A 23,062-nucleotide genomic window follows, 5' to 3' on the forward strand; every position below is an offset into this window, starting at 1 on the left:
CGACTACGACCGGATTTTGCACCGGCTGTAAGCGATTGTCAGGTAAGGAATTCCAACGCCCGTTCAAAGATCTGCGGATCCACGTTGCCGCCCGAGGCGACTACGATCACCGCATTCCCATCAATCTGATCCTTGCGAAACAGGGCAGAGGCCAGCGAAACCGCTCCGCCCGGTTCCAGCACGATCTTCAGACGCAGAAACGCAAAGGCCATGGCGCGTAGGGATTCCTGTTCAGATACCGACAAACCAGGGCCGCAAAGCCGCTGCAGGATGGGAAAGGTTATCTGCCCCGGCTGTGGCGTCAGGATTGCGTCGCAGATGTTTCCCGAAGTAGCGTCGTTGCTTTGGATCGTCCCGCTTGCCAGCGAGCGTTTCACGTCTTCGAACCCTTCAGGCTCGCATGGACGAGGGCGCAGACCGGGCGCGTGACGCTCTAACGCCAGCGCGATACCAGATGTCAGCCCGCCGCCGCCACAGCAGATCAGAACGTCACCTTCGGTCACGCCCAGCGCCCGTGCCTGACGTGCCAGCTCCAGTCCCGTTGTTCCCTGGCCAGCGATCACTTGCGGTTCGTCATAAGGCCGTATCAAGGTCAAACCGCGCTCGGCAGCCAATGCCTCGCCGATGTCTTCGCGGCTTTCGCTGGCGCGGTCATAAAGGACGACCTCACCGCCCAGCGCGCGGGTGTTTTCAATCTTCAGCTTCGGCGCATCCGAGGGCATGACGATGACGGACGAGATTCCATGTTGAGCCGCTGCATAGGCAACACCCTGTGCGTGATTGCCCGAGGAATAGGCGATGACGCCCCGGTTGCGCGCCGCCTCATCCAATGCCGAAATAGCTGACCACGCGCCGCGAAATTTGAAGCTGCCGGTGTGTTGCAGGCATTCGGGTTTGATCAGCACGCGGCGACCCGCGATTTCATCCAGGAAAGGCGATGACAGAAGTGGCGTCTCGCGCACGTGACCTTTCAGCCGCTCGGCGGCGGCTTCGATCATGTCTATGTTGCTCATTTGGCGTCCAGTATCTTGCGGATCAGGTCTAGGGATTGAGGCTCGTTCAGGAACGGGACATGTCCTCGGCCCGGCACTTCGGTCGAGATCAATTCGGGGTGGTGTGCGTGCATCTTCTGCACCGTGGCTTTGCTCAACAAGTCGGAATTTGCGCCGCGGATCACACCGGTGGGGATCGCACGCAGGGCGTCGAACAAAGGCCACGGGTCCGGTGCCGGGGTGATGGCGGCCTGCTCGATCAGCGCTTGTCGCAATGCAGGGTCATAACGCAGCTGTAGCCCGGTATCGGTTTGAATGTATTGATGTTCTACCTGCAGTTTCCAGACGTCCTGAGCGATGCTCGGGAACTGTGGCGCCATCATCGTTTGCAGGACCTGCGCAGCCTCATCATAGGATTGTGAACTTGGGGGATTGCCGACATAGTCCATAATCTTGGCAATGCCACCGGGTTCGATCACCGGGCCAACGTCGTTCAGGATAACACCTGCCAGCCGGTCAGGATGGCTGGCGGCCAGCGCCATGGCGACCAGCCCCCCGCGTGATGTGCCCAACAGGGTCACTTTCTTCAAGCCCAGTTGATCCAGCAGTTCAACCGCATCCAGCCCCTCGCGCAGGATGTTGTAATTCATGTAGTTCGCATCAAAATCGGACTTGCCGCGCCCGCGATAATCCATCGCAATCATACGAAGATCACGCATATGTGGCGCAAGAAATGAAAAGTCGCGGCAGTTGCGCGTCAAGCCAGCCAAGCAAAGCAGAGGATGGCCCGTGCCAGTATCTTCATAGTACAGGCGTTTGCCGTCCGAGGTGGTGAAATATGCCATCAAAGCCCTGCCAATTGAGGGATCGTCGTCAGGTCTGGCAGCACATGTGCAGGTTTCCACGGCAGACGGTCCATTGGTTCGCCAGCGCGGTTGACCCAAGCTGTGACAAATCCGTAGCCACTGGCCCCGGCAGCGTCCCACCCGTTTGAGCTGACGAACAGCACTTCATCGCGCGCGCAGCCGAAGCGGTTCTGCACCAGATCGTATACGCTGGCATGGGGTTTGAAGACCCCCACGCTTTCGACCGACAGAACATCATCCAGCACATCACCGATCGCGGCAGACTGCACCGCCCCGTTCAGCATCGGGGGTGAACCGTTGGACAGGATGGCGGTCTGCAACCCACCGGCCTTCAGCGCCTTCAGCATATCGGGGACCTCGGGATAGGCCTGCAACTCCCAATACAAATCGAGCAGACGCTGCCGAAGGGTGTTATCCCCCTGAAGGCCTACCGCTTCCAAGGCCCAATCCAGCCCATCTTGCGTGACATCCCAAAAGTCACAATGCGCATCAGCGACAGCACGCAACCAAGTATATTGCAGTTGCTTTAAACGCCAGTGATTGGCCAACTCGGGCCATTTATCAGCCAACGTTTCGAACTCCGGTTCCGCTGCGGCCTGCCTGGCGGCGGCGGCCACGTCAAACAGAGTGCCATAAGCGTCGAATATACACGTGGTGATAGCCATCCGATCCTCCCCTGATCGGGCGCAGGTAATCACAACCGGTTCCGGGGTTAAAGAGGGCAGGGTTTACAATGCTGTGTCAGCCTCTAGGCTGCGCCGTTCATTTCTTTTCAGGCCGGAGGCCATCATGACCGCAATCAAACAAGGCGACACGGTTCGCATCCACTACACCGGAACTCTGCTGGACGGCAAAGTCTTCGACAGTTCCGAGGGGCGCGATCCGTTGGAGTTTGCGGTTGGTTCCGGGCAGATCATACCCGGTCTGGACGCTGCCCTGCCGGGCATGGAGATTGGCGAGAAGAAGCGTGTCGAGATCGATTGCGTTGACGCCTATGGCCCGATCAATCCGGGCATGCGGCAGCAGATCCCGCGTGAAGGCATCCCGGATGACATTCCGCTTGAACCCGGCACGCAGTTACAGATGCAAACTCCTGACGGTCAGGCATTGCCAGTGACTGTCGTCGAGGTAGATGAGGCGACGGTGACCTTGGATGCAAATCATCCATTAGCGGGGCAAGATCTGGTCTTCGATATCGAAATCGTTTCGATCAACTGACGCTGATTGGATCAAAGGCCCGGGATATGTGACAACAACGGCTCAATCGCATCGCGCACGGGCGGTTGGGTCAGAAACACAAAGGCAATCAGCAGCGATGTGAGAATCAGCAGCAAAAGACGCGCACGTCCGCTTCCTGATTTGCGTTTCAAAGCTGGCGAGCGCGTGTTGCTCGCAAGGATCTGTTCAAGTTTGCTCATATCGTAATCCCTGCGGGGCAAAGATGTTCAAATCTTGGCAGCCGCAGGGAAAGATATGGTCACATGGCCTCTGGCTGAGGCATGCCCAGAATATGATACCCGCCATCGACACGGATGATCTCACCCGAAGTATAGCTGCCGGCGTCGGACGCAAGATACACGGCGGTGCCTCCAACGGCCTCCAGCGTGGCATTCGAACGCATCGGTGCGTTCTGGTCGCAGAACTTGTAGGTCTTGCGTGCACCACCAATAGCCGCACCCGCCAATGTTTTCATCGGGCCGGGCGAGATGGCGTTCACGCGAATACCCTCGGGGCCCAGATCGTTCGCCAGATAGCGCGTCGCCGATTCCAGCGCAGCCTTGGCGACGCCCATGACATTGTAGTTTGGCACAACCTTGTTCGACCCCTGATAGGTCAGGGTCAACAACGTGCCGCCATTGTCCTTCATCAGCGGATAGGCGCGACGGGCAACTTCGATGAATGAATAGGCTGACACATCCAGCGAGTGTTTGAAGTTTGCCCGCGTGGTGTTCAAGAATCGACCGGTCAGTTCGGACTTGTCCGAATAAGCGATAGCGTGGACAACAAAATCTATTGTTGGCCAGCGGGCGGACAACTCGCCAAACGCGCGATCCAGTGAATCATCATCGGTCACATCCGCATCGACCATGAAGTCGCTGCCCAAGCTTTGGGCCAGCGGTTCAAGCCGTTTGCCAAACGCCTCGCCCTGATAGGTGAAAGCCAGCTCAGCGCCCGCTTCGTGCATGGCTTTGGCGATGCCCCACGCGATAGAGCGGTCATTAGCCACGCCCATGATCAGGCCGCGTTTACCCTTGAGAATATCCGACATCTTGTTCACCCGTTATACTTCGACAGAACCATGGATCCGTTGGTGCCGCCAAAGCCGAAGCTATTGGTCATCACGCTGTCCAAGCCTGCGTTTTCAACCACTTGAGTTGCAATTTCACCGGGCAGGATGCCGTCGGCAAGTGTGTCGACATTGATCGACGGAGTAATGAAATCATGTTCCAGCATGAGCAGGCAGAAGATCGCCTCAAGCGCCCCCGCTGCGCCTTGCGCGTGACCGGTCATCGATTTTGTCGATGAAATCGGAGGCACACTGCCTTCACCAAAGATACGGCGTACGGCTTCGACTTCTCCGACGTCGCCCACTGGGGTCGAGGTGCCGTGGGCATTGATATAGCCGACCTTGCGGCCTTCGGGCACGGTCGACAGCGCCAGACGCATCGCGCGCTCGCCGCCTTCGCCGGATGGTGCCACCATGTCGTGCCCATCAGATGTCGCGGCATAGCCGGTTACTTCGGCATAGATTTTCGCACCGCGCGCCAGCGCATGCTCGAGGTCTTCCAGAACCACGATGCCGCCACCGCCGGAAATCACAAATCCGTCGCGGTTCTGATCGAATGCGCGCGAGGCTTTATCAGGTGTGTCGTTGTACTTGGACGACATCGCACCCATCGCGTCGAACAGGCAGGACAGGGTCCAGTCCAGCTCTTCTCCGCCGCCCGCGAACATCACATCCTGCTTGCCCAGCATGATCTGTTCAGCCGCATTGCCGATGCAGTGCAGCGAGGTCGAGCAGGCAGAGGTGATCGAGTAGTTGATACCTTTGATTTTGAACGCGGTCGCCAAGTTCGCAGAAATCGTCGAACACATGCACTTTGGCACTGCAAACGGGCCGATCCGTTTGGTTGCGCCGGTTTTCAGCACGGTTTGGTGCGCGGTCAACATCGCGCTGGTCGATGGTCCACCCGAACCTGCCACCAGACCTGTGCGCGGATTGACCACCTGATCTTCGGTCAGCCCGGCGTCCGCGATGGCCTGATTCATCGCGATATGGGCATAGGCAGCACCCGGACCCATGAACCGCAGGGTCCGCTTGTCCACGTAATCGGCCACATCGATTTTCAGCGAACCGGCGATCTGGCTGCGAAAGCCGTGCTCGACCATCTGTTCGCTTGCTACGATGCCGGATTTGCCTGCTTTGAGCGAGGCGAGCACCTCTTCGGCATTGTTCCCGATCGAGGACACAACCCCCAGACCGGTGACGACTACTCGACGCATGTGCGTACTCCTTATTGCGGCCGGTCAGGCTCAGGCGTCTGACAGAACGACCTTCATATCCTTGACGTCGTATATCAATTCGCCATCGGCTTCGACGATGCCATCTGCCACACCCATGGTCAGGCGGCGCGTCTGGATCGCCTTTTTGAAATCAATCTTATAGGTCAGCATCTTCCGGTCCGGGCGCACCATGCCGGTCAACTTGACCTCTCCGACGCCAACGGCCATGCCACGTCCTTGCCAGCCGCGCCAGCCGAGGTTGAAGCCGGTCAGTTGCCACAAACCGTCCAGGCCCAGACAGCCGGGCATGATCGGATTGCCAGGGAAATGGCAGTCAAAGAACCAAAGCTCAGGTGTGATATCGAATTCGGCCAGCACATGACCCTTGCCATGCGCTCCACCGTCGCCGGAAATCTCGGTAATGCGGTCCATCATCAACATCGGCGGAGCCGGCAACTGCGCGTTGCCAGGGCCAAATAGTTCGCCGCGGGCGCATTTCAGCAGATCGTCCTTGTCAAAACTGCTCGGGAATTGGGCCATTCTGCCGCCTCTCCTGCCTGGGTCCGTTTATTACATCTGGCCTCGTCTATCACCCGTATGCAAGGTCCTGCAAGACCAGCACTCCATATCTTGTTGTGACTACAATATTCTTTGCGAATGAATTTCATTTGAAATTGCAGGCAGGGCGCACTTATATTAAGGGCAGCAAAACACAGGTATCGGATTCATGACACCTCAGAGCCGTGAGATCGCTGCAAATTGGTTGGTTGACGCAGGTTTGCGCCCCACGCGCCAAAGGGTTGCTTTGGCCGAATTGCTTGTGGGCGACGGTCTGCATCGTCATGTGACAGCGGAAAGCCTGTTTGAATCCGCAAAAGCCAAAGGTGACGCGGTTTCGCTGGCGACCGTATACAACACATTGCGGGCGTTTTGCGATGCCGGGGTGCTGCAAGAGATCACTGTTGACGGGTCCAAAAGCTATTTCGACACCAACACGCATGACCATCCGCATTTCTATTGGGAAGACGAAAGCCGTCTGAGCGATGCACCATCCGACCAATTGGTGATCCAACAATTGCCGGAAGCTCCTGAAGGCGTCGAAATCGCTTCGGTCGATGTGGTGATCCGCCTGCGGAAGAAGTAACCTCTAATCCTTACATAACAACGTAACCAACGCATGCTCAGCCTGCGTGATCATCGGATCTGTCGGCCCCGTGCCATGCCGTGCCAATACAACAGATTCGGTTGCGTCTGGATCGGTGATCGGCAGGCTTATCACGCGGACCTGATCATAACTGAAGCCGTTTTTAGGGCTGGTATAGCTTATCCCGATGCCTTCCCCATGAGCGGCCAGACTGCGCGAAAGCTCCAATGATTCCGCTCGGTGCGAGATTGTGGGGTTCAAACCTTTGCGTCTGAAAAGCGCGAGTACATGCTGTGCAGACAAACCCTCTTTAGACAGAATCAGTGGATATGACGCAAGCTCGGTCAGGGTGAGCTGATTGGCCGCCGCCAGTGTATGATCAGGTGAAAGCAGTGCGTGTGGGGTGCTGTCGAACAACTTCTTGCAGGAAAAACCGGCATCCATGCCGAGGTCATAGGTGAGTGCAAAATCGTATCTGCCATCGATCAAGCCGGAAATCAGGCCTTCGAACGTCTCAACCCCGTGTGTCAGGGCGACGTCGGGCAAAGCTTCTTGCAGGCGGTGCAGAGATTGGGCCAGAAGAAAGGGTGCCAGATCGACAAAGCATCCCAGGCGCAATCGGCGTTCGCCGGTTATCGGCTGCTTTGACTGTTCCAAAAGCGCAGCTCGCTTCAACAAGGCCTCGGCCTCTTCGATGAATTTGCGGCCCTGCGGGGTCAGCGCCATCGCGGCACCCCGTCTTCGCGCAAACAGTGGATATCCCAAACGTGATTCGACCCGGGTCAGCGCATTGGACAAGGCAGGTTGCGAGACATTTAGGCGTTGTGCCGCAGCAGACAGGCTGCCATGCCGACCGATGGCGCAAACATATTCGTATTGGCGCAGAGTGAGGTATAACATAGAGTTAATACCTAAATTGAAAGATATGATTTGAACAGATGTCTTATTCATGCGCAGATCGGGCGACAAATCTAAGGAGACCGCAATGACTCACCCTCTTGTTTCTCAGGCCATGATCGACAACTTCCAGACGGACGGCGTTGTGTTGGTTAAAGGCCTGTTCGCCGATCATATTGAAACCCTACGGGCCGGGGTTGCCGCGAATATGGCCGAGCCGGGTCCTTATGCTTCGGAGAACAGGAAAGATGGCGAAACCGGCCGTTTTTTTGACGACTATTGCAACTGGTCCCGTATCCCGCAGTTTCGTGAAGTGATCGAAAAATCTCCTGCTGCTGAAGTAGCGGCCGACCTCATGCAGTCGCAATCTGTGCAGATGTTCCATGACCATGTTCTGGTAAAGGAACCCGGAACCTCGATGGCAACGCCGTGGCATCAGGATGGGCCATACTATTTTGTGGATGGTCAACAGAATATCAGCTTCTGGTCACCGTTGGATCCGGTGAAACAAGCGACCTTGCGCTGCGTTGCCGGTTCGCACCGCTGGGAAAAAGAAGTGCTACCTACCCGCTGGGTCACGGAAGAAGGTTTCTTCCCCGACGAGGGGCAGTACATGCCGATTCCGGACCCAGATGCCGAAGGGATGAAGATTGTAGAATTTGAAATGGAGCCCGGTGACGCAGTGGCCTTCAATTATCGCACACTACACGGGGCTCGAGGCAATACTTCCGATAGCCGACGCAGGGCATTTTCGCTGCGATTGGTTGGTGATGATGCACGTTATGTCGAGCGTCCAGGCCGGACTTCGCCGCCATTTCCGGGACATGAAATGGTGCCGGGGCAGCGGCTGCGCGAGGACTGGTTCCCAGTTCTGCTACAGCGTTAGAACCTAGAACCACTGGCCCGATTCGATCAGGCCCAGATCCAGCAATTGGCGCGAGTCCCACTCGAACGGAGTTGAATGGTTCCAGCAGAAGTTGGAGATATCAAACGTCGATCCGGCGTTCGTCTTCAATGCTTTGGCCGCCCGGAACGAACAGATCGCGGCGGTCAAGTTGTTGTGCCACGGGCAGGCGTAGGTGTTGTATTCCGGCTCATTGAAAGTGTGATCAGGCAGAAGTTTCAGATCGGCTTTTGCTTTGAATAGCGAAATCCGATCGATACGGCGTCGTTCATACGGGATATGATCTTCGAACCGCCAACGCAGACCACCGGACATATCCAGTTGCCGCTCTAGCGGCTTGCCAGATGCGTCATGCCGCGTGTGGGCGTAGTATCCGGTCTTGTCCAGCATTGCGTGGTCGGGGGCCACTCCGTTTGGATAGGCCGTCAGATCATTCGCATAAAGATCGATCACATGGGTCAGCATGGCCTGGCGCCGTTCTTCAGAATGGAAGGCCAGCAACTCTCCGACCGAGCGGGTCTCGCAGAAAGGGTAGAACAGATATTCAGAGTTGTAGCAGTAGTATACCCACGTGCCTTGAGCCGCCTGAATGATCCGATTGACGGCCTCAAATATGACGGTTCTGGGCGCGCAGGTCATCGTCACTCGATGAACCCTTTCCCCCAGCGCTTCATCCAGCGTGAATTCCTGGGGCAGGAATGTGATCACGGATTTGAACCCCAGCTTCAAATGATGGTGCAGCGTCCCTTCTAGCTCGACATTATCTTCGGCAAATATCAGTGCCACGGGTCCCTTGCTCAGGATCGACCGATCGGATTTCAGAAGGTGATCAAGGGATTCGTACTGCATCGTTGGTTTCGTTGCCGCCTTGCTGGAAATTCCCGCCAAATTCGGGTAATTGCGCCAGCATTGCAAGCGGCGTTCGATACGTATAGACGACGCCGACCCAGCGACTGCAAAGGCCAACCCATGTCTGAACCGAAAAAGCTGTTTATCAAGACCTATGGCTGTCAGATGAACGTCTATGACAGCGAACGCATGGCCGAAGCGCTGGGCGGACAGGGCTATGTCGAGACCAAATCGCCCGATGATGCGGATATGATCCTGCTCAATACGTGCCACATTCGAGAAAAGGCAGCTGAGAAAGTCTATTCCGAACTGGGCCGTTTCAAGGGCCTCAAGGCGGAAAAGCCGGACCTTAAAATCGGTGTCGCGGGTTGCGTCGCTCAGGCCGAAGGCGAGGAAATCATCCGCCGCCAGCCGCTTGTCGATCTGGTGGTGGGGCCGCAAAGCTATCATCGCCTGCCCGAGATGGAGGCGAAGACGCGCGCGGGTGAAAAGGCGCTTGATACCGAGTTCCCCGAAGAAGACAAATTCGAAAAGCTCAAGAACCGCCCCAAGGCCAAGCGCGGACCGACGGCATTCCTGACCGTGCAGGAGGGGTGTGACAAGTTCTGTGCCTTCTGCGTTGTGCCCTATACACGCGGGGCCGAGGTCAGCCGCCCGGCAGATCGCATCCTGCGTGAGGCCCGCGATCTGGTTGAGCGCGGTGTGCGTGAGATCACGCTGCTGGGGCAGAACGTCAATGCCTATCACGGGGCTGGACCGGACGGAGACATGACCCTTGCCGGTCTGATCTGGGAATTGAACAAGGTCGACGGGCTAGAGCGCATACGCTTTACCACCTCGCACCCGAACGACATGGATGATGCGCTGATCGAAGCGCATGGCACCTGTGAGAAGTTGATGCCATATCTGCATTTGCCGGTGCAGTCGGGGTCGGACAAAATTCTGAAGCGGATGAACCGCAGCCATACGGCTGAAAGCTATCTGCGATTGATCGAGCGTATCCGAGAAGCGCGCCCCGATATTCTGATGTCCGGCGATTTCATCGTGGGCTTCCCGGAAGAGACGGAAGAGGATTTTCAGGCCACTCTGGATTTGGTCGAAGAGGTCAAATACGGCTACGCCTATTCCTTCAAATACTCGACGCGACCCGGCACACCTGCAGCAGAACGGCCACAGGTCGAGGCCGAAGTGGCGGATGCACGCCTGCAGCGCTTGCAAGGGTTGATCACGCGCCACCAGCGCGAGATTCAGGACTCGATGGTCGGAAAGACAGTTAATGTCCTGTTTGAAAAGCCTGGGCGGCAACCGGGCCAGATGGTTGGAAAATCCGAGTATCTGCATGCGGTTCACGTCGCTGACGCTGATATCGCGAGCGGCGACTTACGTAAGGTAAGGATAAAATCGTCTGGCGCGAACTCGCTGGGTGGTGCGTTGGTCTGATCCCTTGTGGCTGGCCCGCAAAGGGTTTTCGCCTTGAAATTTAACCCTTGATTTATGGCTTGGAACTATGTTCCGAGGAAGGCTAGATTTTTCTGGGCCGAATTTTGGGTGTCGACAAACGCACCGACCCCGCCTGACGGCCCGCCTTTGCGGAGGGTACGAGTAGTGAGCTGGATACGTTTTCCGAGTGTAAACCTTTCCCGTGTTTTGTCGGCGACTGTCGTGTTGCTATCTTGCGCTGCCCCGACTTTGGCCGGCGATGTCGTCGGGGAAGTCACTGAGCCCGACGTAATCTCGTCTCAGCGTTTCGCGCGCGACGTCAATGCGTTCTATCTGGGGGTCAGCGCCGGACATGCCTCGGGCGGTTCGGACGAGTTTGGCCTGCGCGTGAACGACGGAGACACGTTTGCTGCGGGCGACCTTAAGCCAAGCGGAAATTTCGCAGGTTTTCGCGGTGGCTGGCGCGGCATTCTGCCAGCCAGAGGTGGGCGCGACTATGTGTATGGGCTGGAAGTCGGTTATGACTTTGGCACGCTCGATGACAGCACGTCCTCCCGGTCCGGTGGGGCAGAGGTCAGCGGCAGATCCGCGATATCGGATGTATTGTCCATCCGCCTGCGGAACGGGCTTACCAACCGCAGTGGCAGTGTCCTATATTTCGTGACTGTGGGTTATGTCCGCGGCGATATCACCACGTCAGGCTCACTAACTGATGCAAGCGGGACAAGCCGATTTGAGAGCGAGGACCGCCGACAAGGTTTCTCGGCCAGCTTGGGCGCTGAACACAAACTGAACGAAAATTGGTCGATCACCGGCGAGATCGAGTATCTGCAGTTCGAATCAAAAACGGTCGAACTGGGTCCGTCATTCTCGACCAAATCGACGCCAAGCTATCGCGGACTGCGGATCGGGTTGAACTATACATTCTGATATCCGCGCGATTGGCGTTTAAAGTTGGCTGTTTCAGCGTTCATCGGCGCATTTGTCATGAGGTGTGCAAATTTTGAAACTGCCGCTTGCGTCTACCTCTTCAGTTTGTCTACGCTCAAGGTGAACCGCCAAGACAGGAGAACGGATTGGCCATCGGTGCCCTGACCCCACCGCAAGATGACATGCCCCAGCGTGAGGCGCTTGTTGAATTTCCAGACAACAGATTATTGATCGATTTGTGCGGAGAGTATGACCGCAACTTGACCGATATCGAACAGAAGCTCTCGGTGCAGATTGTGCGACGCGGCAATCAGCTTGTCGTGCTGGGCGACGAGGATTCGCAAAAGCAGGCGATTGAGGTTCTACAGGCCCTCTATACACGGCTCGAAGGTGGGCGTGATGTGGAAGCCGCAGATGTCGACCGCGAGTTGCGCATGGGCAATTCCGAGGTCGGAACTGGCACGCGCGATGGTGACCAGCTTGAGATGTTCAAGGGTGGCACGGTCGAGATCAAGACACGCAAAAAACTGGTCGAGCCGCGCACCGACGCCCAGAAGGCCTATGTGCAGTCGCTGTTCAACAACGAACTGGCCTTTGGCATTGGTCCCGCTGGCACCGGCAAAACCTATCTGGCCGTTGCGGTCGGGGTGTCCATGTTCATTGGCGGGCACGTTGACCGCATCATTCTCAGCCGTCCGGCGGTCGAGGCCGGTGAAAAGCTCGGTTACCTGCCCGGTGACATGAAGGATAAGGTCGATCCCTACATGCAGCCGCTTTATGACGCGCTGAATGATTTCCTGCCCGGAAAACAACTTGCCAAGCTGATCGAAGAAAAGCGGATCGAGATTGCTCCGCTTGCCTTCATGCGCGGTCGTACGCTGGCAAATGCATTTGTGGTGCTGGACGAGGCGCAGAATGCCACAACGATGCAGATGAAGATGTTCCTGACTCGGCTTGGTGAAGGTAGCCGGATGGTTATCACCGGCGACCGGTCTCAGGTTGATCTGCCGCGCGGTGTGCAGTCGGGTCTCAAGGATGCCGAACGGTTGCTGAAAACGATCCCGAATATCAGCTTCAACTATTTCACCTCGAAAGATGTCGTCCGCCATCCGCTTGTCGCCGCCATTATCGAGGCGTATGAGGCCGATGCGGGGCGCGAAACCGGTTAACTTTCAAGGCGCCGATTGAAGCTGGGCTCGGAGCCAAAGGTATGAATCTGGAAATCACGCTTGAGGATGATCGCTGGCGCGGGCTGGAGCCTTTGGCCACGCGCGCAATTGCTGCTGTTCTGGAGTATTGCGATCTTGAGGCGGATCAATGCGAAATTAGCTTGCTGGGCTGCGATGATGCACGGATCGCTGAATTGAATGCTGAATTTCGTGAAAAATCCACGCCGACCAACGTCCTCAGCTGGCCTGCCGAAGAGCTGGCCCCGGATCGGGCGGGAGACACTCCGCCGGCTCCGCAACCTGACTTTACTGGCGAAATCGTGCTGGGCGACATTGCGATCTCGTATGACACCTGCGCGCGCGAAGCAGCTGAAGCCGGCAAAAGCACCGACGATCACGTGACGCATCTGATCGTTCACGGTACACTACATTTGCTGGGGTATGATCACATTCGTGACCTCGACGCCACTTTGATGGAAAGGGTCGAGGTCGAGATACTTGGCAAACTGGGTATAGATGACCCATATAATGTATGACATGGGCACCTTTGCCCGATCATTTGGAACAGGATAATGGGCGAAACAGACGGCAGTTCTAGGGCGGCGCATGGCGCGCATTCTCAGAACAGCAGCAATGACAGCGACGAGAGAGGCGGGCTTTTTTCTCGACTCATCGACGTATTTTCTTCTCAGGGCGAAGAGACCAGCCAGCTAAACGGGGCAGAGGTCGTCAGCGCTCAGCCAAGGGGCATGATCAACCTGCGCAGAATGCGGGTCGAAGATGTTGCGATCCCAACAGCCGAAATCGTATCGGTCCCCTCGACAACCCCGAAAGACGAACTTGTCCAGATTTTCCGCGACAGCGGCTTGTCACGCATTCCGGTTTACGATGGCACTTTGGATACGCCCTTGGGGTTTGTGCATCTCAGGGACTTTGCGCTGACTCATGGCTTTAACGGCAACTCCTCCGAGTTCGATCTGAGGTCGATGCTGCGGACATTGCTGTTCGTGCCACCATCGATGCCAATTGGCGTTTTGCTGACTAAGATGCAGACAGAACGTCGCCATATGGCTCTGGTGATCGATGAATACGGTGGAGTCGATGGTTTGCTGACTATCGAAGATCTGATTGAACAGGTTGTCGGAGAAATCGCCGACGAACATGATGCCGACGAAGATCAGCTATGGATACAAGAGAAACCCGGCTGCTACGTGGTTCAGGCGCGTGTACCACTTGAAGAGTTCGAGGCCGAGATTGGCCGCTCTCTGACCAGCCACGAAGATGTAGACGAAGAAGAGATCGACACATTGGGCGGTTTGGTCTTCATGCTCTCGGGGCGGGTTCCGGCGCGTGGTGAGGTTGTATGCCACCCCGAAGGTCCCGAGTTCGAGGTCATTGACGCAGACCCGCGCCGCATAAAACGGTTGCGTGTCATGCTGCCGGATATTGTTGCATGAACCCTGCCGAGGGGTGGCCCTTTTGGCTGCGGTTGGTGCTGGCGGCGCTGTTGGGTGTCGCAGCGGCCAGTGGTCAGGCACCATTGGGATATTGGCCAATAAGCTTGCTGTCGCTGGTGCTGATAGCTCCGTTGTATCTGAGCACTGAGACAAATCGCCGAGCGGTTTTGCTGGGTTGGGTCTTCGCAACGGGCTATTTTGCGCACGCATTAAGCTGGATTATCGAGCCGTTTCTGGTTGATGTCCAACGCCATGCGTGGATGGCCCCTTTTGCTCTGATCTTCTTGTCGGGCGGGTTGGCCTTGTTCTGGGCGTTGGCCTTCGGAGTTTCGAAACGCATCGGTGGAGCGCCCGTCTTGCAGGGGGCTTTGCTGTCTGTAACGCTGGCGCTGGTCGAGTTTGCGCGTGGCTACATTCTGACCGGATTTCCTTGGGCAGGCATCGCGCAGATTTGGGTGGATACGTCGTTTGCCCAGACTCTGTCACTTGTCGGCCCTTATGGATTGGGAGCGCTGACACTGCTTGCCACAGTGCCATTGGGCGCAGCCTTGTTCAGTAATCGTACCCGAAGCGGCATCGTTGTACCGATCGCGTTGACCGCAGGCTGTGTGGTATTGGCTTTGATCTATGCAGCGAACCGACCTCCAGTCATGCCCTCTGGTCATATCGTGCGGCTGATTCAACCCAATGCACCCCAGGACCAGAAATGGGATCCTGCATATGCGTCAGTGTTTTTTGCACGCCAACTTGAATTCACAGCGGCCGAGCCCCGCCCGGACCTAATCGTCTGGCCGGAAACCTCGGTCCCGGCATGGTTGGGCAGCGCGCAGCCCTATCTTTCAGCAATTGGCGAAGCGGCACAGGGCGCCCCGGTAGTCCTGGGCATTCAGCGTGCCGATGGGCAGCAGATCTATAACTCGATGATCTATCTAAATGAGGAGGGTCAGCAAGACGGGCTATACGATAAACACCACTTGGTGCCCTTTGGGGAATATGTGCCATTTGGTGAAGTGATGGCACAGTTCGGCATCTACGGGATGGCCGCAACCACAGGGAATGGCTTTAGCGCGGGACCGGGTGCCGCATTGATGGATGCAGGCACGCTTGGCAAGGCGCTGCCGCTGATCTGCTACGAGGCGGTATTCACGCAGGATATTTTATCCGCGCCGGATCGTGCGGATTTTCTTTTGCAGATTACAAACGACGCTTGGTTCGGAACGCGTTCCGGCCCGTATCAGCACCTCGCCCAGGCGCAGATGCGTGCAATCGAACAAGGCCTACCGATGTTGCGCTCGGCCAATACCGGAGTTTCGGCAATGATTGACCCATTGGGGCGGATCACCGAGGCGCTGGCGCTTGGGCAGGCGGGGTTTATCGACGCCGAATTGCCGCGCCCTCAAACCCCGACCGTTTATTCCCGAATTGGTGATAGTCCGGTTTTAGTAGCTCTATTGGTGCTATTCGCGCTGCTATGGCGACACACCCTGCGCGTAAACGACCAAATTCCGATTGACCCTGTCAAACGCTAAGCGTATTCGGTCGCACGCCTGTCACAACGGCTTCCTGACGTGGTGGGGTAAACTTAATGGAGCACATTCATGTCCCGACAGAATTATACATTTACTTCGGAGTCCGTTTCCGAAGGGCACCCGGATAAGGTCTGCGATCGTATTTCTGATGCAGTATTAGACGCATTCCTGCGCGAAGAACCCGAGGCCCGCGTGGCCTGTGAAACATTTGCCACTACCGATCGTGTGGTTATTGGCGGAGAAGTGGGTCTGTCGGATCAGGACAAGTTGCATGATTATATGGCGCATATCGACGATATCGCGCGCGCATGTATCAAAGATATCGGCTACGAGCAGGACAAGTTTCACCACGAAACCGTCGAAGTGACGAACCTGTTGCACGAGCAGTCGGCCCATATCGCGCAAGGCGTGGATGCTGCCGATAACAAAGACGAAGGTGCAGGCGATCAGGGCATCATGTTCGGCTATGCCACGACCGAGACGCCAGCGCTTATGCCTGCGCCGATCCAATACTCGCACGCTATCCTTCGCCGTCTCGCTGAAGTTCGCAAAAATGGCAGTGAACCCGCCCTTGGCCCGGATGCAAAATCACAGTTGTCTGTTATCTATCGCGACGGCACGCCAGTCGGTGTCAGCTCAATCGTGCTATCGACGCAGCACATGGATGAGGCGCTGACCTCTGGTGATATTCGCGCCATTGTCGAGCCCTACATCCGTGAAACCCTCCCCGACGGCTGGCTGACCGCCGAAACCGAATGGCACGTGAATCCCACCGGCAAGTTCGTCATCGGCGGTCCGGATGGTGATGCGGGTCTGACCGGTCGCAAGATCATCGTCGATACGTATGGCGGTGCAGCACCTCACGGTGGTGGCGCATTCTCGGGCAAAGATCCAACCAAGGTGGACCGCTCGGCGGCTTATGCGGCGCGGTATCTGGCTAAAAATGTTGTGGCCGCAGGCATGGCTGAGCGCTGCACCATCCAGCTGAGCTATGCGATTGGTGTGTCCAAACCGTTGTCGATCTACGCCGACACGCACGGAACCGGCCAGATTGCAGATGCAGTGATCGAAAGGGCGGTTGGGCAGGTGATGGACCTGACTCCGCGCGGAATTCGCCAACATCTGCAACTCAACAAGCCGATTTATCAGAGGACCGCTGCTTATGGCCACTTTGGTCGTGAACCCGATGCGGACGGCGGATTTAGCTGGGAGCGCACCGATCTGGTGGACGCGCTGAAACAGGCGGTCTGATCAACAATTAGAAAAACGCGCCGGTTTCGGCGCGTTTTTTGCAAGTCGGCGACCACTTGCAACAATTTCAGCCCCGCAGTAAGGGCTGCGCCATGAGTACAAAGACCCCACAACGCCCGCGCAGAAATTTTTATGGCCGCTTTAAGGGCAAAACCCTGAAGCCCAGTCAAAAGACTTATCTGTCGGAAGACCTTGCTGCCTTGTCCCCCGGTGCGGTGGATTGGGACGGTAATCCTGAACGCGATCCGCTTGATCTCGACGGTCTATTCAGAGGCAAGCCTGTCTGGCTTGAGGTCGGCTTTGGCGGCGGTGAGCATTTGGTGCATCAGGCTCAGCAAAACCCGGATATCGGCATCATCGGAGCCGAACCCTATATCAATGGTGTCGCGATGCTGTTGGGTAAAATCCGTCAGGCCGGTGTTGAAAACCTTGCCGTACATCCCGGGGACGCGCGAGACTTGTTCGACGTTTTGCCAGAAGCCAGCATATCGCGCGCTTTTCTGCTCTATCCCGATCCATGGCCCAAAACACGGCATCACCGCCGTCGGTTTGTCACACCTGAACACCTGGAGCCCTTGGCGCGCGCGTTAAAGCCAGGGTCGATCTTTCGCGTTGCCACAGACATCCCTGACTATGTGCGCCAAACGCTGGAAGAGGTGCCGCGGGCGGGCTTCGAATGGCTGGCCGAGCGCCCCGCCGACTGGCGTGAGCCGTGGGATGACTGGATTTCCACGCGCTACGAACAGAAGGCGCTGCGCGAAGGCCGTACACCCCATTACCTGACCTTCCGCCGCAAAGACTGATTGTCGCTGGACCAACCGGCCCCAATTCGCTAATCGGCCTGAGGACTGATAGCGAAAACAGGAGCCCCCATGTCCGGACACGGCACGCCCATCCCGATGACGTCGCAGCCTTGCGGCCCGCTGACAGGCACCGCAGAGGTGCCCGGGGACAAGTCGATCTCGCACCGGTCCCTGATCCTGGGGGCAATGGCTGTGGGAGAAACCAAGATATCGGGCCTGCTGGAAGGCGAGGACGTATTGGACACCGCTAAGGCCATGCGTACCTTTGGGGCCGAAGTAACGGATCATGGCGGTGGCGAATGGTCGGTGCATGGCGTAGGCGTTGGTGGTTTTTCCGAACCAGATCAGGTAATCGATTGTGGCAATTCGGGCACTGGCGTGCGCCTGATCATGGGGGCGATGGCGACTTCTCCGATCACAGCGACCTTCACCGGAGATGCGAGCCTGAACAAACGTCCGATGGCGCGGGTCACCGATCCGCTGGCGCTGTTCGGAACGCAATCTGTCGGCCGAGACGGTGGACGTCTGCCGATGACCATTGTCGGAGCTGCGGACCCCACCACGGTCCGCTATGAGGTGCCTGTGCCTTCGGCGCAGGTGAAATCCGCCGTTCTGCTGGCAGGGCTTAACGCCCCCGGCAAGACCATCGTGATTGAGAAAGAAGCGACTCGCGATCATTCCGAACGGATGCTTGCGGGCTTCGGCGCAGAAATCACGGTCGAGGACACGGATGAAGGGCGCGTCATTACGCTGACCGGTCGGCCCGAGCTGAAGCCACAAGTCATCGCCGTGCCGCGCGACCCGTCCAGTGCGGCCTTCCCCGTCTGTGCCGCACTGATCACACCGGGCTCGGACGTGTTGGTCCCCGGTATCGGCCTGAACCCGACCCGCGCAGGCCTGTTCACCACGCTGCGCGAAATGGGTGCCGATCTGACCTACGAAAACGAGCGCGAAGAGGGGGGTGAACCGGTTGCCGATCTGCGTGCAAAATACTCGCCCAACATGAAGGGGATCAACGTCCCGCCCGAACGCGCGGCGTCGATGATCGATGAATACCCGGTGCTGTCTGTTGTGGCCGCAAATGCGACCGGCACAACAATGATGGGCGGCGTGAAAGAGCTGCGCGTCAAGGAAAGTGACCGGATCGACGCAATGGCCCGTGGCCTGCGCGCCAACGGTGTGACCGTGAACGAGGGTGACGAATGGTGGTCAGTCGACGGTCTCGGCATCGGCGGTGTGCCCGGTGGTGGGACCTGCGAAAGCTTCTTGGACCACCGCATTGCCATGTCGTTCATGGTCATGGGGATGGGAGCTAAAAAGGCGGTTTCGGTGGATGACGGCGGACCGATCGCAACGTCGTTCCCGATTTTTGAGCCTTTGATGGCCGCGCTCGGTGCCAAGGTCGAGCGTACATGAGATTCACCGTAGCTATCGACGGCCCTGCGGCGGCGGGCAAGGGGACGATTTCCAAGGGCGTTGCCGCGCATTTCGGGTTTGCGCATCTGGATACCGGTCTTCTCTATCGCGCGGTGGGGCGTCGTATGCTGCAAGGTGACGAACCGGTTGCAGCGGCAGGGTCCCTGACAGCAGAAGAATTGCAGCAGGGTGATCTGCGTACGGCTGAGATCGCACAGGCGGCCTCGAAAGTTGCGGTCATTCCTGAAGTCCGAAGCGCACTCGTCGATTTTCAGCGGGGGTTTGCCCGTCGCGCCGGAGGCGCCGTGCTGGACGGGCGCGATATTGGAACCGTGATTTGCCCAGACGCTGAGGTCAAACTGTTTGTCACCGCCAGCCCCGAAGTCCGGGCGGAACGGCGATATCTTGAGCTTTCGGCCAAAGGTTTGGACGTGTCACGCGAACAGGTGCTCGCGGATGTCAAAGAGCGTGACGAACGTGACGCGGATCGCAGCACCGCACCGATGAAACCTGCAGATGACGCCGTGCAGCTTGATACGTCAAACCTGAGCATTGAGGCCGCGCTGGCACGGGCGCTCGAAACAATTGAACAGAACCTGCCCGCAGCCTGAAGTGGATGCGGACAGGTGTCCGTTAACTACAATTCACCAACTGCGATGCTCTTGATATTGGTCCACTGGTCATCTGCGGTTTTAGCGGTGCCGGTGACGTCTTTCAGGAAAGCAGCGCGGGTATCAGCATTCAGGAACAGATACAGCTTGCCGTCTGCGATCAGGTACTGATCCGGGTCGCCGTCGAACTTTTTGCCAACCGACACCCCGAACGAACAATAGCCACCGTGCTGGGGCAAGTAAGCCGCCGGATTGGCCTCGAACGCTTCAAGGTTTTCCGCGCTGGTGAAGTAATAGGATGCGCCGTCATAAGTCGCCGAATGATTGGCGAAGCCTTCGACCGGATTGCCATTGTTGACAAGCGCGACCAGATCGACGCCATGGGCTGCCAGGGGTGCACCAGCCGCCGACAGGCCTTTGGAGACGTTGATTTCGTCTGCGGCAAAAGCCGGAGCTGCCAGGGCCAGAGTTGCGGCTAATGCAGTAAGTGTGAGCGATTTCATAGTAGGGGTCCTTTCCCTTTTTGGTTCAAGGCTCGGGTCCGCCCCAAGCCGATGTAACTAAGTTAGAAAAGGTTATTCGGACGGGTAATCGCAGATAGGTCATGAGATTTTGCAGATCGTCCAAAGATCAGTGCGTTTTGCAAAAACTGTTCACATAGCTTTGTTTGGCCACCTCTCCGATGGCCGCCTAAGCTTGTTGGACAACCGTAGGAGTGGCCCATGATCAGACTAGCCCTGTTTTTGTTCTTTCTTGCAGGTAGCGTAGCTGCGCAGCAATCAGACGCGCCGGTGCCCGAGGCCGAACCTCCGATGACTTACGAGCGTCTGGGAAAAATCATCTTTGCGCTAGATCCCGAGGCGCAACCGATCGGGCCGGGGTTTGAGTTGACGATATCTGATGTGACGGTGCTGGTTGTCACCGATACCAATGCTGACCGCATGCGGGCGATGGTCGCGATCGGCAGTGCTGCGGATTTGTCGCCAGCCGATTTGCAACGGATGATGCAGGCAAATTTCGACAGCACGCTGGATGCGCGCTATGCGATCGCAAATGGCACCTTATGGGCTGCGTTCATTCACCCGCTTTCGCTGTTGCAAAGGGATCAGTTGATCTCGGGGCTGGCCCAGACCGTGAATATCGCCAACACCTATGGCACATTGTACACCGGTGGTGCGGCGGAATTCGGAGGGGGCGACAGCCATGATCTGCAGCGTGAGCTGATCGAAGAACTTCTGAAGAAGGGTGAGGAAATCTGACACTTGTCCAAAGTAGGCGCACAGCCTGAATTCTGATGACGAATGTGCCTGCGACCATGGGTGTCATAGGCTCTAGCTGGATGCTTGAAAGCTGTTATAGTCTTCCCACAGCTAAATAAGGGAAAGCTGCTACGAAATCCCCAACACTCAAAAAAGGGGGAAGCAGCTAATAATTCCCAAGCCAACAGGGACAAAAAATATGAATAATCGTTTGCGTAAGATCACCATCGTGGGTGGTGGTACGGCGGGTTGGATGACTGCGCTGATCCTGGACATGGTGTTCTCCCGCACGTCAGCACCCAAGGATCGCCCACGCATTTGCTTGATCGAAAGCCCCAACATCTCGACTGTGGGTGTCGGTGAAGCGACGGTGCCGCGTATGCCGGTCACGCTCCGTCAGGCGGGCATATCAGAGCGGGATTTCTTCCGCGAAACCAACGCATCGTTCAAGTTGGGAGTTAAGTTCTGCAATTGGAACAACGATGCCAAGGGCAATCGGATCGACTACGTAAACCCGTTTGCCCATGGTCAATTGCTGGAGGGGTTGGAGGCTGCCGAGTATTTTCTGCGTTTTGGTAACGGGGATCGGGATTTCACGCAGTCAATCTCACCGCATGATGATCTGGCCCGGTTGTGCAAGGGTGCGCGTCCTTTGGGTGCACCTGAATTCGAGCAGCGGTTTGGCTATGCTTATCATCTGGATGCCGTGAAGTTTGCGGGCATGCTAACAAAGGTCTGCGCCAAGCGCGGCGTAGAGCATATTCAAGACGAAGTGCAATCGGTCGAATTGGACGAGCAGGGCAATGTCAGTCACCTGATGTTAGAGCGCAAGGGCCGTCACGATATCGAGATGGTCATCGATTGTACCGGCTTCCGGGGGTTGATCATCAATCAAGCGCTGGGCGAGCCGTTCATGGATTACTCGGACTACTTGCCCAACGACCGTGCCATGGCCTTGCAGATCGAGCACCCTAACCCCGAAAAGATCGAAAGCGTTACACGCTCGACCGCGCTTGGTGCGGGTTGGACGTGGCGTGTGCCGCTCTACAATCGCGTAGGTACGGGATATGTGTATTCATCCGCGCATCGGACCGATGATCAGGCGGCGGACGAATATCTTGAGTGGTTGGGCGACAGCGGCAAGGGGCTGACACCGCGCGTGATCCCCATGCGTGTTGGTCGTGTCCGCAATGCCTGGGTTAAGAACTGCTTGGCGATCGGTTTGTCTGGTGGATTTATCGAACCGCTTGAAAGTACCGCGATCCACATGATCGATCACGCGATCCGCTGGTTTGCCGAGCATCTGCCGACCCGCGATATCGAGCCCGCGCTGCGCAACCGATATAACCGGCAGATGAACAAGCTTTATGACGAGGTACTGGATTTTATCTGCCTGCACTACCGGTTGGGTAACCGCACCGATGATCAATATTGGATCGACGCCCGCACCGAGATGAAGATTCCGGATCGGTTGGCCGAGAACCTTGAGCTGTGGCAGCATCGTCTGCCGATGGAACACGATATCGAGTTTGCGACGCTGTTCAATTTCCGCGTCTATCAGACGGTTCTTCTGGGCAAACAGGTGTATGATACGGGGTATGGCGAAGGTATCCGTGATCGTCTGCGACCGCTGAAGAAACCGATTTGGTTCCAGTGGTGGAAGGGGGCAAAAATGGACCTTGCGCAGATCCTCAAGACCATGCCGGATCACAAAACCCTGCTGCGAGATATCCGGGGCGAGTTGGAGAAGCCTGCCTTTGGCAAGGCCGCAATGGGGCAGCCGACTGTCGCAATGCCGGGCGCGAAACCGGCACCCGTGGTGATCGAGAACATGCCAAACCTCGCTGAGATTCAAAGCGGCAAGAAGGATCTGCAACTGTTCTAGCGCCGCATGGTATCATTCGGCAGGACTGACAAAGAAGGCCGGGGATCGGATCGCGTTTGCTTCGATGCCCGGACCTGATGTTCGGATTTTGTGGGATTGGCCAGTGTTTAAGGGCTTTGCTCTTGCACATGACACGGAATCCGCCTATACGCGCGC

At 57.0% G+C, this 23,062-nt stretch carries 25 protein-coding genes and 1 riboswitch; of the genes, 15 read left to right on the forward strand and 10 right to left on the reverse strand.

The genetic code is table 11. From position 1 onward, the window contains the following. Positions 1-38: 38 nt before the first annotated feature. From ACR0BT_RS15030 to ACR0BT_RS15040, 3 genes are read right to left on the reverse strand one after another with little or no spacing between them, the layout of a single operon-like run. Complete coding sequence (locus ACR0BT_RS15030; protein ID WP_170424423.1) at positions 39-1,013, reverse strand: threonine/serine dehydratase family protein; 975 nt, start codon at positions 1,011-1,013, stop codon at positions 39-41. Beyond that, positions 1,010-1,837: an alpha/beta fold hydrolase gene (locus ACR0BT_RS15035; RefSeq protein WP_480763517.1), complete on the reverse strand. Its 828-nt coding sequence runs from the start codon at positions 1,835-1,837 to the stop codon at positions 1,010-1,012. The genes ACR0BT_RS15030 and ACR0BT_RS15035 overlap by 4 nt, the downstream gene beginning before the upstream one ends. After that, positions 1,837-2,523 carry a haloacid dehalogenase type II gene (locus tag ACR0BT_RS15040; RefSeq protein WP_223117638.1) on the reverse strand — a complete coding sequence of 229 codons (687 nt, stop codon included), beginning with the start codon at positions 2,521-2,523 and terminating at the stop codon, positions 1,837-1,839. The genes ACR0BT_RS15035 and ACR0BT_RS15040 overlap by 1 nt, the downstream gene beginning before the upstream one ends. Before the next feature lie 124 nt (positions 2,524-2,647). Between ACR0BT_RS15040 and ACR0BT_RS15045 the strand changes: the two genes are divergently transcribed. Then, complete coding sequence (locus ACR0BT_RS15045; RefSeq protein WP_170397592.1) at positions 2,648-3,076, forward strand: FKBP-type peptidyl-prolyl cis-trans isomerase; 429 nt, start codon at positions 2,648-2,650, stop codon at positions 3,074-3,076. An 11-nt stretch (positions 3,077-3,087) separates the two neighbouring features. Here ACR0BT_RS15045 and ACR0BT_RS15050 read toward each other — a convergent pair whose 3' ends face one another. The 4 genes from ACR0BT_RS15050 to fabA are packed head-to-tail and all read right to left on the reverse strand — an operon-like array spanning position 3,088 to position 5,902. Continuing rightward, positions 3,088-3,276, reverse strand: coding sequence for a hypothetical protein (locus ACR0BT_RS15050; protein WP_170397589.1), 189 nt, complete (start codon positions 3,274-3,276; stop codon positions 3,088-3,090). Positions 3,277-3,335: 59 nt separating this feature from the next. Further along, positions 3,336-4,127: an enoyl-ACP reductase FabI gene (locus ACR0BT_RS15055; RefSeq protein ID WP_170397587.1), complete on the reverse strand. Its 792-nt coding sequence runs from the start codon at positions 4,125-4,127 to the stop codon at positions 3,336-3,338. A gap of 5 nt (positions 4,128-4,132) precedes the next feature. Further along, entirely contained in the window at positions 4,133-5,362 is a 1,230-nt protein-coding gene (gene fabB, locus ACR0BT_RS15060; protein WP_480763518.1) for a beta-ketoacyl-ACP synthase I, read from the reverse strand. A gap of 30 nt (positions 5,363-5,392) precedes the next feature. Then, positions 5,393-5,902, reverse strand: coding sequence for a bifunctional 3-hydroxydecanoyl-ACP dehydratase/trans-2-decenoyl-ACP isomerase (gene fabA, locus ACR0BT_RS15065; RefSeq protein ID WP_170397581.1), 510 nt, complete (start codon positions 5,900-5,902; stop codon positions 5,393-5,395). 187 nt (positions 5,903-6,089) lie between these two features. On the opposite strand from fabA, the gene irrA reads away from it, so the two are divergent. Beyond that, a complete protein-coding gene (irrA, locus tag ACR0BT_RS15070; RefSeq protein ID WP_170397577.1) occupies positions 6,090-6,506 on the forward strand; it encodes an iron response transcriptional regulator IrrA in 417 nt (138 codons plus the stop codon). Positions 6,507-6,509: 3 nt separating this feature from the next. Here irrA and ACR0BT_RS15075 read toward each other — a convergent pair whose 3' ends face one another. Then, positions 6,510-7,406 (reverse strand): LysR family transcriptional regulator, encoded by an 897-nt coding sequence (locus ACR0BT_RS15075; protein ID WP_480754599.1) that lies wholly within the window; start codon positions 7,404-7,406, stop codon positions 6,510-6,512. Between the two features lie 85 nt (positions 7,407-7,491). On the opposite strand from ACR0BT_RS15075, the gene ACR0BT_RS15080 reads away from it, so the two are divergent. Further along, positions 7,492-8,289 carry a phytanoyl-CoA dioxygenase family protein gene (locus ACR0BT_RS15080; RefSeq protein WP_170564552.1) on the forward strand — a complete coding sequence of 266 codons (798 nt, stop codon included), beginning with the start codon at positions 7,492-7,494 and terminating at the stop codon, positions 8,287-8,289. 3 nt (positions 8,290-8,292) lie between these two features. Here ACR0BT_RS15080 and ACR0BT_RS15085 read toward each other — a convergent pair whose 3' ends face one another. Next, complete coding sequence (locus tag ACR0BT_RS15085; RefSeq protein WP_480763519.1) at positions 8,293-9,156, reverse strand: hypothetical protein; 864 nt, start codon at positions 9,154-9,156, stop codon at positions 8,293-8,295. Positions 9,157-9,276: 120 nt separating this feature from the next. Here ACR0BT_RS15085 and miaB point away from each other — a divergent pair, with 120 nt between their 5' ends. The 10 genes from miaB to cmk all read left to right on the forward strand — a co-directional run bounded on the left by miaB (position 9,277) and on the right by cmk (position 19,762). Next, on the forward strand, positions 9,277-10,596 hold the full coding sequence (miaB, locus tag ACR0BT_RS15090) for a tRNA (N6-isopentenyl adenosine(37)-C2)-methylthiotransferase MiaB (RefSeq protein WP_170626509.1): 1,320 nt from the start codon (positions 9,277-9,279) through the stop codon (positions 10,594-10,596). 165 nt (positions 10,597-10,761) lie between these two features. Continuing rightward, positions 10,762-11,526, forward strand: coding sequence for an outer membrane beta-barrel protein (locus tag ACR0BT_RS15095; protein WP_170564561.1), 765 nt, complete (start codon positions 10,762-10,764; stop codon positions 11,524-11,526). Between the two features lie 146 nt (positions 11,527-11,672). Next, a complete protein-coding gene (locus tag ACR0BT_RS15100) occupies positions 11,673-12,695 on the forward strand; it encodes a PhoH family protein (RefSeq protein WP_170404555.1) in 1,023 nt (340 codons plus the stop codon). 41 nt (positions 12,696-12,736) lie between these two features. Further along, positions 12,737-13,231, forward strand: a complete 495-nt coding sequence (gene ybeY / locus ACR0BT_RS15105; protein ID WP_170404552.1) for an rRNA maturation RNase YbeY — start codon at positions 12,737-12,739, stop codon at positions 13,229-13,231. A gap of 36 nt (positions 13,232-13,267) precedes the next feature. Then, on the forward strand, positions 13,268-14,152 hold the full coding sequence (locus ACR0BT_RS15110) for a hemolysin family protein (RefSeq protein WP_170397541.1): 885 nt from the start codon (positions 13,268-13,270) through the stop codon (positions 14,150-14,152). Continuing rightward, positions 14,149-15,681, forward strand: coding sequence for an apolipoprotein N-acyltransferase (lnt, locus tag ACR0BT_RS15115; RefSeq protein ID WP_480763520.1), 1,533 nt, complete (start codon positions 14,149-14,151; stop codon positions 15,679-15,681). Before ACR0BT_RS15110 ends, lnt begins: the two co-directional genes overlap by 4 nt. A 15-nt stretch (positions 15,682-15,696) precedes the next feature. Next, positions 15,697-15,745, forward strand: a riboswitch (SAM-SAH riboswitch). Between the two features lie 5 nt (positions 15,746-15,750). Continuing rightward, positions 15,751-16,932 (forward strand): methionine adenosyltransferase, encoded by a 1,182-nt coding sequence (metK, locus tag ACR0BT_RS15120; RefSeq protein WP_223117644.1) that lies wholly within the window; start codon positions 15,751-15,753, stop codon positions 16,930-16,932. 92 nt (positions 16,933-17,024) lie between these two features. Beyond that, entirely contained in the window at positions 17,025-17,735 is a 711-nt protein-coding gene (trmB, locus tag ACR0BT_RS15125) for a tRNA (guanosine(46)-N7)-methyltransferase TrmB (protein WP_170511477.1), read from the forward strand. A 69-nt stretch (positions 17,736-17,804) separates the two neighbouring features. Beyond that, a complete protein-coding gene (aroA, locus tag ACR0BT_RS15130; RefSeq protein ID WP_480763521.1) occupies positions 17,805-19,151 on the forward strand; it encodes a 3-phosphoshikimate 1-carboxyvinyltransferase in 1,347 nt (448 codons plus the stop codon). Then, positions 19,148-19,762: a (d)CMP kinase gene (gene cmk, locus ACR0BT_RS15135; RefSeq protein WP_480763523.1), complete on the forward strand. Its 615-nt coding sequence runs from the start codon at positions 19,148-19,150 to the stop codon at positions 19,760-19,762. Before aroA ends, cmk begins: the two co-directional genes overlap by 4 nt. Before the next feature lie 26 nt (positions 19,763-19,788). Here cmk and ACR0BT_RS15140 read toward each other — a convergent pair whose 3' ends face one another. Then, entirely contained in the window at positions 19,789-20,265 is a 477-nt protein-coding gene (locus tag ACR0BT_RS15140; protein WP_480763524.1) for a YHS domain-containing (seleno)protein, read from the reverse strand. A 219-nt stretch (positions 20,266-20,484) separates the two neighbouring features. Here ACR0BT_RS15140 and ACR0BT_RS15145 point away from each other — a divergent pair, with 219 nt between their 5' ends. Then, positions 20,485-21,021: a hypothetical protein gene (locus ACR0BT_RS15145; protein WP_170397520.1), complete on the forward strand. Its 537-nt coding sequence runs from the start codon at positions 20,485-20,487 to the stop codon at positions 21,019-21,021. 199 nt (positions 21,022-21,220) lie between these two features. Next, positions 21,221-22,906, forward strand: a complete 1,686-nt coding sequence (locus ACR0BT_RS15150) for a tryptophan halogenase family protein (RefSeq protein WP_170404526.1) — start codon at positions 21,221-21,223, stop codon at positions 22,904-22,906. The last annotated feature ends 156 nt before the right edge of the window (positions 22,907-23,062 follow it).

Source organism: Ruegeria sp. CJ6, assembly GCF_056536665.1.

Coding starts and splice junctions, on each gene's coding strand:
- ACR0BT_RS15030 (WP_170424423.1), bottom strand. CDS start 1,013: ATGAGCAACATAGACATGATCGAAGCCGCCGCCGAGCGGCTGAAAGGT.
- ACR0BT_RS15035 (WP_480763517.1), bottom strand. CDS start 1,837: ATGGCATATTTCACCACCTCGGACGGCAAACGCCTGTACTATGAAGAT.
- ACR0BT_RS15040 (WP_223117638.1), bottom strand. CDS start 2,523: ATGGCTATCACCACGTGTATATTCGACGCTTATGGCACTCTGTTTGAC.
- ACR0BT_RS15045 (WP_170397592.1), top strand. CDS start 2,648: ATGACCGCAATCAAACAAGGCGACACGGTTCGCATCCACTACACCGGA.
- ACR0BT_RS15050 (WP_170397589.1), bottom strand. CDS start 3,276: ATGAGCAAACTTGAACAGATCCTTGCGAGCAACACGCGCTCGCCAGCT.
- ACR0BT_RS15055 (WP_170397587.1), bottom strand. CDS start 4,127: ATGTCGGATATTCTCAAGGGTAAACGCGGCCTGATCATGGGCGTGGCT.
- fabB (WP_480763518.1), bottom strand. CDS start 5,362: ATGCGTCGAGTAGTCGTCACCGGTCTGGGGGTTGTGTCCTCGATCGGG.
- fabA (WP_170397581.1), bottom strand. CDS start 5,902: ATGGCCCAATTCCCGAGCAGTTTTGACAAGGACGATCTGCTGAAATGC.
- irrA (WP_170397577.1), top strand. CDS start 6,090: ATGACACCTCAGAGCCGTGAGATCGCTGCAAATTGGTTGGTTGACGCA.
- ACR0BT_RS15075 (WP_480754599.1), bottom strand. CDS start 7,406: ATGTTATACCTCACTCTGCGCCAATACGAATATGTTTGCGCCATCGGT.
- ACR0BT_RS15080 (WP_170564552.1), top strand. CDS start 7,492: ATGACTCACCCTCTTGTTTCTCAGGCCATGATCGACAACTTCCAGACG.
- ACR0BT_RS15085 (WP_480763519.1), bottom strand. CDS start 9,156: ATGCAGTACGAATCCCTTGATCACCTTCTGAAATCCGATCGGTCGATC.
- miaB (WP_170626509.1), top strand. CDS start 9,277: ATGTCTGAACCGAAAAAGCTGTTTATCAAGACCTATGGCTGTCAGATG.
- ybeY (WP_170404552.1), top strand. CDS start 12,737: ATGAATCTGGAAATCACGCTTGAGGATGATCGCTGGCGCGGGCTGGAG.
- ACR0BT_RS15110 (WP_170397541.1), top strand. CDS start 13,268: ATGGGCGAAACAGACGGCAGTTCTAGGGCGGCGCATGGCGCGCATTCT.
- lnt (WP_480763520.1), top strand. CDS start 14,149: ATGAACCCTGCCGAGGGGTGGCCCTTTTGGCTGCGGTTGGTGCTGGCG.
- metK (WP_223117644.1), top strand. CDS start 15,751: ATGTCCCGACAGAATTATACATTTACTTCGGAGTCCGTTTCCGAAGGG.
- trmB (WP_170511477.1), top strand. CDS start 17,025: ATGAGTACAAAGACCCCACAACGCCCGCGCAGAAATTTTTATGGCCGC.
- aroA (WP_480763521.1), top strand. CDS start 17,805: ATGTCCGGACACGGCACGCCCATCCCGATGACGTCGCAGCCTTGCGGC.
- cmk (WP_480763523.1), top strand. CDS start 19,148: ATGAGATTCACCGTAGCTATCGACGGCCCTGCGGCGGCGGGCAAGGGG.
- ACR0BT_RS15140 (WP_480763524.1), bottom strand. CDS start 20,265: ATGAAATCGCTCACACTTACTGCATTAGCCGCAACTCTGGCCCTGGCA.
- ACR0BT_RS15145 (WP_170397520.1), top strand. CDS start 20,485: ATGATCAGACTAGCCCTGTTTTTGTTCTTTCTTGCAGGTAGCGTAGCT.
- ACR0BT_RS15150 (WP_170404526.1), top strand. CDS start 21,221: ATGAATAATCGTTTGCGTAAGATCACCATCGTGGGTGGTGGTACGGCG.